The following is a 271-nucleotide window of genomic DNA, read 5'->3' on the forward strand; positions in this document are numbered from 1 at the left end:
ATAAAGTTTATGTTGATGGAAATACTTCATTATGTAAAGGTGAATATGATATTATGAAAAGTAAGAATAATGAAATTGAATTGAAGAATAATGATTGCGTGTTTAAAATTAAGCGATCGAAGAATAATTATTTGATTAATATAAATAATTCTTCAATTTGGAATTTATTAAACAAGGAGTGATGACTAAGCTACTTCAAATCTTATTTATGCTTGTGTTTAATACTGAATTAATACTCAATAAAAAATGAAACATGAAACATATAATTTTT

Annotated in this window: 1 protein-coding gene; it reads left to right on the plus strand. The window is 21.8% G+C overall.

Translation table 11 applies throughout. From position 1 onward, the window contains the following. A partial coding sequence (locus SB660_RS20665) for a hypothetical protein (RefSeq protein ID WP_410584218.1) occupies window positions 1-182 on the plus strand: 182 nt, incomplete at its 5' end. Between the last annotated feature and the right edge of the window lie 89 nt (window positions 183-271).

The organism is Bacillus sp. SIMBA_005 (assembly GCF_046535585.1).
In the GTDB taxonomy this organism is placed as follows: Bacteria; Bacillota; Bacilli; order Bacillales; family Bacillaceae; genus Bacillus; species Bacillus pumilus.